This is a genomic window from Nocardia spumae, from assembly GCF_020733635.1.
Classification (GTDB): Bacteria; Actinomycetota; Actinomycetes; order Mycobacteriales; family Mycobacteriaceae; genus Nocardia; species Nocardia spumae.
Genome location: NZ_JAJFZL010000001.1, coordinates 1,918,571 through 1,932,647 on the forward strand (window position 1 = coordinate 1,918,571; position 14,077 = coordinate 1,932,647).

The following is a 14,077-nucleotide window of genomic DNA, read 5'->3' on the forward strand; positions in this document are numbered from 1 at the left end:
ATGCCGGTGATCGTCGAATCGTGTGTAGCACATGCTGTTTCGATGATGTGGGTGGCTCGCATCAGCTGTGCGCTCCCTGCCGGCAGAGCCTGTGGAGTTAGTGGGTGTGTACCTGGTGGTGTCAAATTTATGTAAGAGGGCACGAACCTTATAGATTTAAGTTAACTACTATTGACTCACCTTCTGGATTGCAGCATCATTCGATGAGGATGATATTCGCCGCACGGCCGGTCCGAGGCGATGATAGGTACGCGTGACATATCGCCCCCACTGTTCCGGTATCCGACGACGCTCCACAGGGACGTCACGAATTCCCGTGAGCGGGACGCCCGGTCGGTCCCGTGGTCATCCATCAGAAATCCCTTTAGAACATTCCGAAGGATCGCCATGTATCTGACGCAGCCGTTGCATCGAGGTGTTCAGCAGTTCCCGGATCGGCTGTTCAGCATCTGTGGTGAGCGTAGTTTCAGCTACGCACAAACCCTCGATCTCGTAGGACGGCTCGCTGCCGCGCTGCATGAACACGGTGTCAGCGAGGAGGATCGCGTCGCGATTCTGTCGTTGAACTCCGATCGCTACGGTCAGGCGCTGCTGGCGACCGCGTGGGCCGGCGCGGTGACGGTGCCTGTGAACATCCGCTGGAGTCTGCCGGAGATCGCCTACTCGCTGAACGAGGCCCAGGTGCGTCATCTGGTCATCGACGATGCGTTCGCCCCGATGGCGCCCGCCCTGCGAGAAGCCTGCCCGCAACTCGGGCTGCTCATCCACGCCGGCGATGCGCCGACGCCGGCCGGCATGCTTGGGTTCGAGGCGCTGATTGCACAGCACGAGCCGGTTGCAGACGCACACCGTCGCGGCGATGTGATGGCGGGCATCTTCTACACCGGCGGAACCACCGGTTCCCCCAAGGGGGTGATGCTCAGTCACCGCAATCTGTTCGCCTCAGCGGTTGGATCTGCGGCCATGGGGGCGTGGACCGCGGCCGGTACCATGCTGCATGCGGCGCCAATGTTTCATCTGGCCGATTTCTCGTCGTTCATCGCCAACATCCTGCTGGGGGGCACCAACGTGATGCTCCCGGCCTTCGAGCCGGTCGCCACGATGAGCGCGATCACCGAGCACCAGGTCACAGATACGCTTCTGGTGCCGACCATGATTCAGATGATGGTGGACCATCCGCGATCGGGCGAATTCGATCTCTCGTCGCTGCGAAACCTCATGTACGGCGCCTCTCCGATCTCCGAAACGCTGCTCGAACATGCTCGAGCAGCGTTTCCCGCGGCCAAATTCTTGCAGGGCTACGGAATGACCGAACTCGCCCCGGCCGCAACGCTGCTCACCGACGAGTTCCATGATGATCCGGTTCGTCGACGCTCGGCCGGGCGTGCGGCCCCGCACGCTCTGGTGAAGATCGTCGACCCGGACGGAACCGAGGTTCCGCGCGGAGTGGTCGGCGAAATCATCGTCAGCGGTGACCACGTGATGCTCGGATATTGGAACAAGCCGGAGGAGACCGCCGCCGCCGTGCGTGACGGCTGGATGCACACCGGTGACGGCGGTTATATGGATGAGGCAGGGTTCGTCTACATCGCCGACCGGATCAAGGACATGATCATCTCCGGCGGCGAAAACGTCTACTCCGTCGAGGTCGAAAACGCCATCGCCAAACATCCGGCAGTAATCCAGTGCGCGGTTATCGGCGTCCCCGACCAGCAATGGGGCGAACGCGTGCACGCCGTCGTCGCCCTCGTCGAAGGCGCCACCCTGACCGTTGAAGAATTGCGCGAGCATACCAGGCAGTACATCGCCGGGTACAAGGTGCCGCGCAGCCTGGAAATAGTGAAGGAATTCCCTATCTCCGGAGCGGGAAAAATTCTCAAGCGTGAGCTTCGCAAACAATATGAATGGAAGAGCCGCACCTACAACGCATCCCGCGCGGGCACGCCCTAGCGCGCCCTGCCGCGTGCCGACGCACTCGACCGGAGTGGGGTGACGATCATCGCCGGCATTCGGCATTTGCATGGACCTCGCCGACCTCGCAGCCACCGACAACCTGTTCGCCGTCGGCATCACCGACGACCCCGCCACCTGGACCCGACCCGCACCGACTCCTGAACGTGCTGCGCAACCAACTGGCCCGGCTCGACACCCCCGCCGCCCACGAGCTCGCCGCCGGGCTGCACACGTTCGTCACTGGCGGCGCATCCGCCGGACTGTTCGACGGCCCCACCACCACCCAGCCCGACGGCGGCATGGTGGTGGTCTCCCTTCGGGACCTGCCTGATGAGCTCGAGACGATCGGCATGCTCCTTGCCTTGGACGCGACCTGGCGGCGCGTGTCCGACCCCGGGACCCGCAGGCCGCGCATTGTCACCGTCGCGGTACTTCAGGCATGCATGCAGGTCGCTACCGGTGTGAGCGACTTGATCGTCGCTGGTGGAGCCGAATCGATGAGTCAGGCCGAGTTCTACACCCATGCGATTCGGTGGGGTGTGAAAGGTGCGGGCGTCGAGCTCGCGGACCGCCTGGCCCGAGCTCGGGTGACTGCCGGCGGGGCAGGCTACCCCGTTCCCGGCGGCATGATCGAGACCGCCGAGAACCTGCGCGCCGAATTCGGCATCAGCCGTGCCGACCAGGACGCACTGGCCGCGCAATCGCACCGGTGAGCGGTCGCGGCGCAGGACAACGGCATTTTCGCGGATGAGATCGTCGCCGTGCCGGTGCCGCAGCGTCGCGGGCAACCTATTGCTGTGACCCGTGACGAACATCCCCGCGCCGACACGACGGTCGAATCCCTGGCGGCGCTGCGCCCTATCCGCGCGAACGTCGACCCGGACTCCACGGGTGACAGCCGACAATGCGAGCGGTCAAAATGACGTTGCCGCACTGTGTGTTGTAACAACGCCGCAGCGGGCGGCACGACTCGGATTGCGCCCCATGGCGCCTCGCGGCGTGCTCGGTGACCGGGATCGAGCCCGCCCGTATGGGGTTCGGGCTGGTCGGCGCCCTGGAGAAGGTTCTGGGGCGGTTGGATCTGACGCTTCGGTTTCACGTCGGGCACAACCGGCGAACCCAAGGGGGTCGTGCACACGTGGAACACGGTATTCGTCGGCACCAGACCCTCCTACGAAGCCGCGCAACTCACACCGGTGGATGTGCTGTTGGCGTTCTCCTCGCTCTCACACCGTCGGCTTCACCGGTGTCACGATGCCGATGTTGTAGGGCATGACCGTCGTGTGCATGGACATGTCGGATCCGGCCACCGCGTTGGAGCTGATCGAGCGATATCAGGTCAGCTGGACCACGGCCGCGCCAACCTTCGTCACCGATCTGTGCGCGGCAGTCACAGTCGACAGCCCATCCATGACATCGCCGACCAGGATCAGCAGCACCGGCGCACCGATCCCGCCAGCCCTGGCCGATCAGGTGCGCAATCGTCTCGGAGCTCGTCTGCTCGCGGTGTGGGCGTCGCCCCCCGGTGTTCGAGTGGAGGCTCGAACACCGAGGCACGAAAAATGAGGCAAATTTGCCGGGGATCTGTGTGCGAGTGGTCTCCGAGACACGCGCTTCCGGCAAATTTGCCTTAAATGGGTGGTTGAGCGGTGCGCGAGGGGGGACTTGAACCCCCACGTCCGAGGACACTGGAACCTAAATCCAGCGCGTCTGCCAATTCCGCCACTCGCGCGTGATGGTACGACCGTCCAAACTCTACCGGGCCGGGCGCCGATCGCGAAGCCACGCGGGGTGTCGTGTACCCGTGAGTAACACGACCAGGGATTATAACGATTAGGTAACTCCCAATATGAGGAACCCTCAACTTTCTTACCGGGGCGTAACCCTGCCACCAGGCGGTTCAAATATGAGGGAGAGTCATGTTTGTGGACGTTCTTGTACGAGCGTCCCGAAATACTCGACGGTAGGGGTGAAGGCTGGGGGGAAACGTGAGGCTTTCCTCATGATTTTGTGCGAACCTGAGGCTTCCTCAGGTCCTCAGGGGCGAGGGACACCTGTGCACGCCAGCGGCGGGCCCCTTCGGGGGAGCCGCCACGAGAAGGAAGTCGATACGTCTTGACGATCAACGAACGCACCGGGACCGGATCGAACGCGAAGGTCGTTGGGGGAGTTTCGGATACTGGTATCAAGTCGTCGCTGCTGGAACGCCTGCTCGATGGTGAGAAGTACGCGCTGGCCTTCGGCGGGCAGGGTGCGCAGTGGCTGCGTGAGCTGGAGGAGATCGGGCGCGACAGCGCGCTCGAGCCCGAGCTCACCACGCTGGTGCACGAGGCCGCGGCCCGGCTGGAGCCGGTGGCGGCCCAGCTGCTGGTGGTCCGTCCGGTCGGCTTCGACCCCATCGCGTGGATGCTCGAGGACGAACTCGCCGATGGCGAGGAGCCCGAGGAGTCGGCGGCGCCGTCCGCGCAGGCGTTGCGTTCGGCGGCTGTGTCCATGCCCGGCGTCCTGCTCGCGCAGGTGGCGGCGTTGCGCGCGTTGCGGATGCAGGGCCTCGACCCGGCCGAGCACGCGCCCACCGGCATCGTCGGACATTCCCAGGGCCTGCTGGCCGCCGAGGCGGCGGCCGCGAACGGTGAGCGCGATGTCGAACTCCTCGCCCTGGCGCAGCTGATCGGCGCGGCCGCCACACTCGTGGGCCGCCGCCGCGGCATCATCCCGGTGGGCGACAAGTCGCCGATGGTCGCGGTGTCGAATGTCGACCCCGACGAGCTGCGTGCCGTAGTGGCCGAGGTGTCGGCGGGTGTGGATCCGAGCGTCGCCGCGGTGGTGTCGATTCGCAACGGCCGGCGGCGTGCGGTGTTGTCGGGCACGGTATCCCAGCTCGAGCGGGTGCGGCAGCGCTGCGCCGAGATCAACGCCGAGCAGACCCGTGACCGCGACGCCAAGAAGCGCGGCGGTGCCGTCTTCGCTCCGGTCTTCGAGGATGTGCTGGTCGAGGTCGCCTTCCATCACCCCGCGCTCGCCGATACCGTCGAACTGGTTTCGGCGTGGGCCGCGCAATGCGATATCGACACCGAACTCGCCGCTGACCTGGCGCGCCGCATTCTGGTCGATCCCGTCGACTGGGTGCAGGCGGTCGAGGAGACGGTTTCCGGTGGGGCCCAGTGGATTCTGGACATCGGGCCCGGCGATCTGCTGAGCCGGCTCACCCAGGGCTCGCTCAAGGGCACCGGCGTGGGCATCGTCGCCGCCGCGACCCGTCCCGGTCAGCGCAGCCTGTTCACCCCCGGCGCCGCGCCGCAGGTGGCGCCGGCCTGGACCTCGTTCGCGCCCACGCCGATTCGCCTGCCGAACGGCCGGATCGTCGTCGAAACCGCGTTCACCCGCCTGACCGGGCGCTCGCCGATCCTGCTGGCCGGTATGACCCCGACCACCGTCGACGCGAAAATCGTTGCCGCCGCGGCCAACGCGGGCCACTGGGCCGAGCTGGCCGGTGGCGGCCAGGTCACCGAGCAGATCTTCGCCGACCGGGTCGCCGAACTGCAGACCCTGCTGCAGCCCGGCCGGGCTGTGCAGTTCAACTCGCTGTTCCTGGATCCCTACCTGTGGAAGCTGCAGCTGGGCGGTAAGCGGCTGGTGCAGCGTTCCCGCACCGCCGGCGCGCCGTTCGACGGCGTCGTCGTCACCGCGGGCATTCCCGAACTCGAAGAGGCCGTGGCGCTGATCGAGGAACTGAGCGAGGCGGGTATCACCCACGTCGCCTTCAAACCGGGCACTGTCGCGCAGATCCGCGCCGTGCTCCGCATCGCCGACGAGGTGCCGGACTACCCGGTGATCATGCACATCGAGGGTGGCCGCGCCGGTGGGCACCACTCCTGGGAGGACCTCGACGACCTCCTGCTCGAGACCTATGCCGAACTGCGCAACCGGGCCAATGTGGTGGTCTGCGTCGGCGGCGGCATCGGCACCCCCGAGCGGGCCACCGAGTACCTGACCGGTGAATGGTCGGTGGCACACGGCTATCCGACGATGCCGCTGGACGGCGTGCTGGTAGGCACCGCGGCCATGGCCGCCCTGGAGGCCACCACCGCTCCCGAGGTCAAGCAGCTGCTCGTCGACACCCCCGGCACCCCGGACTGGGTCGCCGCCGGCACCGCCACCGGCGGAATGGCCTCCGGCCGTAGTCAATTGGGCGCCGACATCCACGAGATCGACAACTCCGCCTCGCAGACCGGCCGTCTGCTCGACGAGGTCGCCGGTGACGCCGACGCCGTCGCCGAGCGCCGCGCGGAGATCATCGAAGCGCTCGATCGCACCGCCAAGCCCTACTTCGGCGATGTCGCGGCGATGAGCTACCTGCGCTGGCTGGAGCGTTACGTCGAGCTGGCCGCGCTGCTGCCGGAACATCAGCGTGCCGGTCGCGACGGCTTCGACTGCGGCACCGACCTGGGTGACGCGATCGCCGACGCCACCCGTTCGGTGTGGGCCGACATCACCTGGCGCGACCGCTTCGCCGAGATGGTGCGCCGCGCCGAGGCCCGCCTCAACCCCGCCGACCGCGGCCGCATCCCGACGTTGTTCGCCGACGACGCCGACTTCGAGCGCCCGGTCCATGTGATCTGCACCCTGAAGGAGCACTACCCGGCCGCCGCGGACACTGTGCTGCATCCGGCCGACGTGCCGTTCTTCGTCTCGCTGTGCAAGACCCCCGGCAAGCCGGTGAACTTCGTTCCCGTCGTCGACGGCGATGTGCGCCGGTGGTGGCGTTCGGATTCGCTGTGGCAGGCCCACGATCCGCGCTACACCGCAGACCAGGTCTGCATCATTCCCGGCACGGTGTCGGTCGCCGGTATCACCCGGGTCGACGAGCCGGTGGGTGAGCTCCTCGATCGGTTCGAGCAGGACGCCGCCTACACCCTGATCCGCGGCGGCGTGACCCCGGCCGCCGTCGACGGCCGCCGTCGTGCCGACATCGGTTCCGGTGCCATCGATATCGTGCTGGCCGCACCCGATGTGCAGTGGGCCGGGCGCACCGCCGCCAACCCGGTGCACCGGCTCGGCGATCTGCACGAGTGGACCGTCGACAACCAGGGCGCGGTGCACCGGCCGACCGGCGCCACGCTGACTCCCGCCGACGGGCCCGACGCCGATCACGCGTATGTGGAGCTGACCGTTCCGCTGTCGCCGGCCAACGAGGTGCGGATCCGCATCACCGTGCCGGAGTCGGTGTACAACGGTGGCGCGCCGGTGATCACCGAAGACGACGCCGAAGCCGCGATGTCGGCCCTGCTGGCCGTGGCCGCCGGGCAGACGCTGCCGGAGGTCAAGTCCGCCAACGGTGTTCACGTCGCTCACGTCAACCTGGCCTGGACGCCGGATATGATCGCCGACCACGCCGGCGTCACCGGTTCCGGCCTGCCCGCCGGTCTCAGCACCATCGATCGCCGGGTGCCCGATGTTCTGGTCGGCGCCTGCTGGCCGGCCGTGTTCGCGGTCCTCGGCGCCAGCCGGGCCGAGGGTGCGGACGGCAGCGCCGGCAGTGTCATCGAGGGCATGCTGGATCTGGTCCACCTCGATCATCGGATCGACCTGGTCCGCACCCTGCCCAGCGATCCCGCGGTGCTCAGTGTGCGCGCGGAATCGGCCTCGGTGGTCGATACCGATCTGGGGCGCGTCGTCGAGGTGCGGGTCGCCGTCGGCGTGATGCGCGACCACGGCCTCGAGACCCCCACCGTGGCAACGCTGGTGGAGCGATTCGCGATTCGCGGCCGCAACGGCAGCGGCGAGCTCACCGATCCGCCGCGTGCGGCCGGCACCGTCTCGGACGACGCGACCGAGACGCCGCGTCGCCGCCGGCGCGATGTCACGATCACCGCGCCGCGGGCCATGGCGGCCTTCGCCGAGGTCTCCGGCGATCACAACCCGATCCACACCAGCACCGCCGCCGCGAAACTGGCCGGTCTGGGCAGCCCGATCGTGCACGGCATGTGGCTGTCGGCCGCCGCGCAGCACGCGGTCTCGGCCGTGGATCCCGAATCTCCGCTGCCCGCGCGGACTGTCACCGCCTGGACCACCCGATTCCTCGGAATGGTGCGGCCGGGTGCGCAGATCGATGTGCGGGTCGAGCGGATCGCCGTCGACCGCGGCTGCGAGATCGTGGAGGTGTCCTGCCGGACCGGCGGTGACCTGGTGATGACCGCGACCGCCCGGCTCGCGGCTCCGAAGACCGTCTACGCCTTCCCCGGTCAAGGTATCCAGACCAAGGGGATGGGCCTGGACGCCCGGTCGCGGTCGAAGGCGGCCAAGCAGATCTGGGATCGTGCCGACAAGCACACCCGTGAGGCGCTCGGCTTCTCGATCCTCGCCGTCGTGCGGGACAACCCGACCTACCTCAAGGCGCGCGGCGTGGAATACCGCCACCCGCAGGGCGTTCTGCATCTGACCCAGTTCACCCAGGTCGCGATGGCGACCCTCGGCGTGGCCCAGGTCGCCGAACTGCGCGAGGCCGGCGCCTTCGTCGAAGGCGCCATGCTGGCCGGCCACTCGGTCGGTGAGTACAACGCCCTGGCCGCGGTGGCCGGTGTGCTGCCGCTCGAGGCCGTGCTGGAGGTCGTCTTCCAGCGTGGCTCGGCGATGCACGAGCTGGTGCCCCGGGATGCGCAGGGCCGCAGCGACTATCGGATGGCCGCCATCCGGCCGTCGCAGATCGGGCTGCCCGATGCCGAGGTGATCGACTTCGTCGCGGGTGTCGGCGAACGCGCCGGCGAATTCCTCGAGGTGGTGAACCTGAACCTGCGCGGTTCGCAGTACGCCATCGCGGGTACGGTCGCCGGGCTCGAGGAGCTGGAAGCCGAAATCGAGCGTCGCCGTGCCGAATTCGGTGGTAAGCGGGCGTTCGTGCTGGTGCCCGGCATCGATGTGCCGTTCCACTCGACCGTGCTGCGCAAGGGTGTGCCGGAGTTCCGGAACAAGCTCGAGGAACTGCTGCCGGAGAACCTGCATCCGGAAGTTCTCGCCGGACGCTACATTCCGAACCTGGTGCCGCGGCCGTTCTCGCTGGAGCGCGAATTCATCGCCGAGATCGCGGATCTGGTGCCGTCGGAACCGCTGCGCGCGGTGCTGGAAGACTTCGAATCCTGGTCGGCGCGTCCGGAAGAACTGTGCCGGGTGCTGCTGATCGAGCTGCTGGCCTGGCAGTTCGCCAGCCCGGTGCGCTGGATCGAGACGCAGGATCTGCTGTTCACCGATACCGCCCGCGGTGGTGTCGGGGTGGAGCGTTTCGTCGAGATCGGTCTGGCCGCCACCCCGACGGTGGCGAACCTGGCGGGTAACACGCTGAAGCTCCCGCAGTTCGCGACGACCAAGGTCGAGGTGCTCAACATCGAGCGCGAGGCCGGGGTCGTGTACTCGACCGATACCGACCCGGCGCCGGTGGACGAGCCGGAGGAGACCGTGGCCGAAGCGGCTCCGGCCGCCCCGGCGACCGCGGCCGCCGCCCCGGCCCCGGCGCCCGCCGCGACCGGTGGCCCGCGCCCGGACGACATCACCTTCAACGCGGCCGACGCCACCCGGGTCCTGATCGCGCTGTGGACCAAGCTGCGACTGGACCAGATCGGCCCGGTGGACACCATCGAGGCGCTGTGCGACGGCGTGTCCTCGCGGCGTAACCAGCTGCTGGTGGACCTCGGTTCGGAGCTGTCGCTCGGTGCGATCGACGGTGCCGCCGATGCCGATATGGGCGCGCTGTCGGCCACCGTCGACCGGCTGGCCCGCACCTACAAGCCGTTCGGTTCGGTGCTGTCCGACGCCATCGGCGATCACCTGCGCAAGGTCTTCGGCCCGTCGGGTAAGCGCCCGGCCGCCATCGCCGATCGGGTGAAGAAGGTCTGGGAACTCGGCGACGGCTGGGCCCACCACGTGACCGCCGAGGTCTCGCTGGGCACCCGCGAGGGCGCCAGCGTGCGTGGCGGTGATCTCGGTGGCCTGGCCTCCGGAGCATTGAGCGATGGCGCCGCGGTGGACGCGGCGATCGACGCGGCCGTGCAGGCCGTGGCCGGTCGCCGGGGCATCAGTGTCGCGCTGCCGGCCGCCGGTGGTGGCGGAGGCGCCACCGTGGACGCGGCCGCGCTGGGCGAGTTCACCGAGCAGATCACCGGGCGTGACGGCGTCCTGGCGACCGCCGCGCGCGTGGTGCTCGACCAGCTGGGCCTGACCGACAAGGTGTCCGCGCCGGAGGCGACGGACGAGTCGCTGGTCGATCTGGTCTCGGCCGAACTGGGTTCGGACTGGCCGCGATTGGTCGCCCCGGCCTTCGACGCACGCAAGGCCGTGCTCATCGACGACCGCTGGGCGAGCGCCCGTGAGGATCTGGCCACCTTGTGGCTGGCCGCCGACGCCGAAATCGGCGACGACCGGATCGCGGGTTACGCCGGCACCGGTACCGCCGTTGCCGCCCAGGCGAACTGGTGGCGGCAGCAGGCGATGAAGCAGGCCCGGTCGGTGCTGGCCGGTACCTACGAGCGCATCGCGCAGGCGGCTGCGGGCACCGAGGACGAGGGTGTCTGGTCCGCCGACATCGCGGTGATCACCGGCGCGAGCAAGGGGTCCATCGCGGCATCGATCGCGGGCGGACTGCTCGCCGGTGGCGCGACGGTCATCGTCACCACCTCGAAGCTCGACGACGACCGGCTCGCCTTCTACAAGCAGCTGTACCGCGAGCACGCCCGGGCGGGCGCCGCGCTGTGGGTGGTCCCGGCGAATATGGCCTCCTACACCGATATCGACGCCCTGATCGACTGGATCGGTAACGAGCAGACCGATAACGCCGGTGGCGCGAAGGTCCTCGTGAAGCCGGCAATGACCCCGACGTTGCTGCTGCCGTTCGCCGCGCCGCGAGTGGCCGGCGATCTCGCCGACGCCGGCGCGCGCGCCGAGATGGAGATGCGAGTTCTGCTGTGGTCGGTGGAGCGTCTGATCGGCGGTCTGTCCGGCCTCGGCGCCGACCACGATGTGGACGCGAAACTGCATGTGGTGCTTCCGGGTTCGCCCAACCGCGGCATGTTCGGTGGTGACGGCGCCTACGGTGAGGCCAAGGCCGCGCTCGATGCGGTCATCGCCAAGTGGCGGGTGGAGAAGTCGTGGGCGCAGCGGGTCACGCTGGTGCACGCGATGATCGGCTGGGTCCGTGGCACCGGCCTGATGGGTCATAACGATCCGCTGGTCGCGGCCGTGGAGAAGGCCGGGGTACACACCTGGTCCACCCAGGAGATGGCCGACGAACTGCTCAAGTGGTGCACCTCGCGGGCTCGTGCGGTGACCGCGACCGGTCCGCAGCAGATCGACCTCACCGGCGGGCTGGCTGGTGCGAAGCTGGATCTGTCCGCTCTGGCCGAGCAGGCCGAGCGGGAGGCCGAGGCCGAGGTCGTCGACGAGCGGGGCACGATCGCGGCGCTGCCCGTGCCGCCGACCCTGAGCTCGGTGCTGCCCACCCCCGAATGGGGTTCGGTCACCGCCGATCTCGCCGATATGGTGGTCATCGTCGGCGCGGGTGAGCTCGGGCCCTACGGCTCGGCGCGCACCCGGTTCGAGATGGAGGTCGCCGACGAGCTGTCGGCCGCCGGCGTCCTCGAACTGGCCTGGACCACGGGCCTGGTCACCTGGGAGAACGACCCCAAGCCCGGCTGGTACGACACCGAGAGCGGCGAGTACGTCGACGAATCGGAAATCGCCGAGCGTTACCACGACACGGTCGTGGAGCGCTGCGGGGTGCGCCGCTACGGCGACGACGGCTCGATGATCGACAACGCCGCTCCGCTGCTCAGCTCGGTCTTCCTCGACCGGGACCTGAGCTTCGTGGTCAACAGTGAGGCCGAGGCGCGCACGTTCTACGCCGCCGACCCCGAGCACACCGTGATCAACCCGGTCGCCGATTCCAGCGACTGGCAGGTGATCCGCCAGGCGGGCACCGAGATTCGGGTGCCGCGCAAGGCCAAGCTGTCGCGCACCGTCGGTGGCCAGATCCCCGAGGGCTGGGACCCGACCCGCTGGGGCATCTCGCCCGATATGGCGAGCTCGGTGGACCGGGTGGCGCTGTGGAACATCGTCTGCACCGTGGACGCGTTCCTGTCCAGCGGTTTCAGTCCGGCGGAACTGATGAGCTGGGTGCACCCGGCGATGGTGACCAACACCCAGGGCACCGGTATGGGCGGTATGTCGTCGATGCGCTCGCTCTACATCGACAACCTGCTCGGTGAGCCGCGGGCGAACGACATCCTGCAGGAGGCGTTGCCGAACGTCGCGCTGGCCCACGTGGTGCAGTCCTACATCGGCAGCTACGGCGGCATGATCCATCCGGTCGCGGCGTGCGCGACCGCGGCGGTGTCGGTCGAGGAGGGTGTCGACAAGATCCGGCTCGGCAAGGCCGAGGTCGTGGTGGCCGGTGGTTACGACGATCTGGGTATCGAGGGCATCGTCGGCTTCGGCGATATGTCCGCGACCGCCGATTCGGCCGCGATGAGCGCCAAGGGCATCAGCGACCGCTACTTCTCCCGGGCCAACGACCGCCGCCGCGGCGGATTCGTCGAATCCCAGGGTGGCGGAACGGTTCTGCTGGCCCGCGGTGACGTGGCCGCCGAGGCCGGGCTGCCGGTCCTCGGCGTGGTCGCCTTCGCGCAGTCCTTCGCCGACGGTGTGCACACCTCGATTCCGGCTCCGGGCCTGGGTGCGCTGAGCGCGGGCCGGGGCGGGGCGGAATCGCAGCTGGCCGCGCAACTGCGCAAGCTCGGTGTCTCGGTCGACGAGGTGGCTGTCATCTCGAAGCACGACACTTCCACCGCCGCCAACGATCCCAACGAATCGGAGCTGCACGAGCGGCTCGCCGGTGCGCTGGGCCGGTCCGAGGGCGCGCCGCTGTTCGTGATCTCGCAGAAGTCGCTGACCGGCCACGCCAAGGGCGGTGCGGCGGCCTTCCAGCTGATCGGCCTGTGCCAGGTGCTCGAACAAGGCGTGATTCCGCCGAACCGCAGCCTCGACTGCGTCGACGAGAAGATGGCCGAGTACCCGCATCTGGTGTGGCCGCGGCAGCCGCTGCGGTTCGCGGATCGGTTCGCGCTCAAGGCGGGTCTGGTGACCTCGCTCGGCTTCGGGCACGTCTCCGGACTGCTGGCGATCGTGCACCCGCAGGCCTTCGTCGAGGCGCTGGATCCGCAGCGCCGCGACGACTACCTGCGCCGCGCCGAGGAGCGTCGTCTCGCCGGCCGGCAGCGGCTGGTCAAGGCGATGTGTGGCGGCGAACCGCTCTACGAGCGCCCGGCGGACCGCCGACTCGGCGCCGACGGCACCCCGGCCAAGCAGATCCGCCAGCTCGAAGCCGATGTGCTGCTGTCCGCCGAGGCCCGCCTGGGCACCGACGGGCTGTATCTGGCCCACGGCGCCTGCGGGACAGGAGAACTGGCCGCGGGGTCCGACGCTGCGAAGTAGGCAGCTCAGAGGCGCCGTGAAGTAACAACTCCCCGGTAACGATGCGCCGATACCGATGATGGTCCGCCGAATCCGTAGGCTCCGGATTCATGACCATCCTCGGTATCGGCTTGGATCTGGTGACCATCTCCGAATTCGCCGAACAGCTCGAACGGGCCGGAACCACCATGCTCCGGGAGAGTTTCACCGCGGGTGAGCGGCGTTACTGCCAGAGCAAGGGCACCGATCCGGCACGCAGTTTCGCGGCCCGGTGGGCGGCCAAGGAGGCCGTGCTCAAAGCGTGGGCCTCCTCCCGGTTCGCCCGCCGCCCGCAGATCGGTGACAACCCGTATCCGCTCATCGAGGTGGTGAACGACGCCTGGGGCCGCCCCAGCATCAAATTGCACGGGCTGGCAGCCGAATTCCTGCCTCGGGTGCGGGTGCACCTGTCGATCACGCACGACGGCGATATGGCGGCCGCGATGGTCGTCCTCGAGGATCCGGGCGAACTGGCGGATCTGATCGAAAACCCCTGATCCACAAACTGTCGGAGCGATCCGCGGCGACTGCCGCCGCTCCTGCGAAGGCCGGAACCGGCGGCGTCACGCTCACGCGTCGTATCGGTTCCGGCCTTCGTCGGAACGACGGCAGTAGTGCGGCAACGGAA

At 68.3% G+C, this 14,077-nt stretch carries 4 protein-coding genes, 1 tRNA gene and 2 pseudogenes; 6 read left to right on the forward strand and 1 reads right to left on the reverse strand.

The window, feature by feature from the left end:
- Nucleotides 1–387: 387 nt before the first annotated feature.
- From LKD76_RS08130 to LKD76_RS32305, 4 genes and pseudogenes are all read left to right on the forward strand, one after another.
- The gene (locus tag LKD76_RS08130; RefSeq protein ID WP_227980413.1) at nt 388–1,950 is read left to right on the forward strand and encodes a long-chain-fatty-acid--CoA ligase; all 1,563 of its coding nucleotides are present in this window, start codon (nt 388–390) and stop codon (nt 1,948–1,950) included.
- Between the two features lie 335 nt (nt 1,951–2,285).
- Nucleotides 2,286–3,043 (forward strand): annotated as a pseudogene (locus tag LKD76_RS08135) (thiolase family protein); the annotation flags it as partial.
- A gap of 16 nt (nt 3,044–3,059) precedes the next feature.
- Nucleotides 3,060–3,173 (forward strand): annotated as a pseudogene (locus tag LKD76_RS32300) (hypothetical protein); the annotation flags it as partial.
- 52 nt (nt 3,174–3,225) lie between these two features.
- Entirely contained in the window at nt 3,226–3,519 is a 294-nt protein-coding gene (locus tag LKD76_RS32305; protein WP_372465767.1) for an AMP-binding protein, read from the forward strand.
- An 84-nt stretch (nt 3,520–3,603) separates the two neighbouring features.
- Here the strand turns inward: LKD76_RS32305 and LKD76_RS08140 are convergent.
- Nucleotides 3,604–3,685 (reverse strand) — tRNA-Leu (locus tag LKD76_RS08140).
- Nucleotides 3,686–4,068: 383 nt separating this feature from the next.
- Between LKD76_RS08140 and LKD76_RS08145 the strand changes: the two genes are divergently transcribed.
- Nucleotides 4,069–13,431, forward strand: a complete 9,363-nt coding sequence (locus LKD76_RS08145; RefSeq protein ID WP_305082760.1) for a type I polyketide synthase — start codon at nt 4,069–4,071, stop codon at nt 13,429–13,431.
- A gap of 89 nt (nt 13,432–13,520) precedes the next feature.
- A complete protein-coding gene (acpS, locus tag LKD76_RS08150) occupies nt 13,521–13,946 on the forward strand; it encodes a holo-ACP synthase AcpS (protein WP_227980414.1) in 426 nt (141 codons plus the stop codon).
- The last annotated feature ends 131 nt before the right edge of the window (nt 13,947–14,077 follow it).

Bases quoted from the DNA above. Each gene is read 5' to 3' on its own strand.
- acpS (WP_227980414.1), top strand. From the start codon at position 13,521: ATGACCATCCTCGGTATCGGCTTGGATCTGGTGACCATCTCCGAATTC.
- LKD76_RS08130 (WP_227980413.1), top strand. From the start codon at position 388: ATGTATCTGACGCAGCCGTTGCATCGAGGTGTTCAGCAGTTCCCGGAT.
- LKD76_RS32305 (WP_372465767.1), top strand. From the start codon at position 3,226: ATGACCGTCGTGTGCATGGACATGTCGGATCCGGCCACCGCGTTGGAG.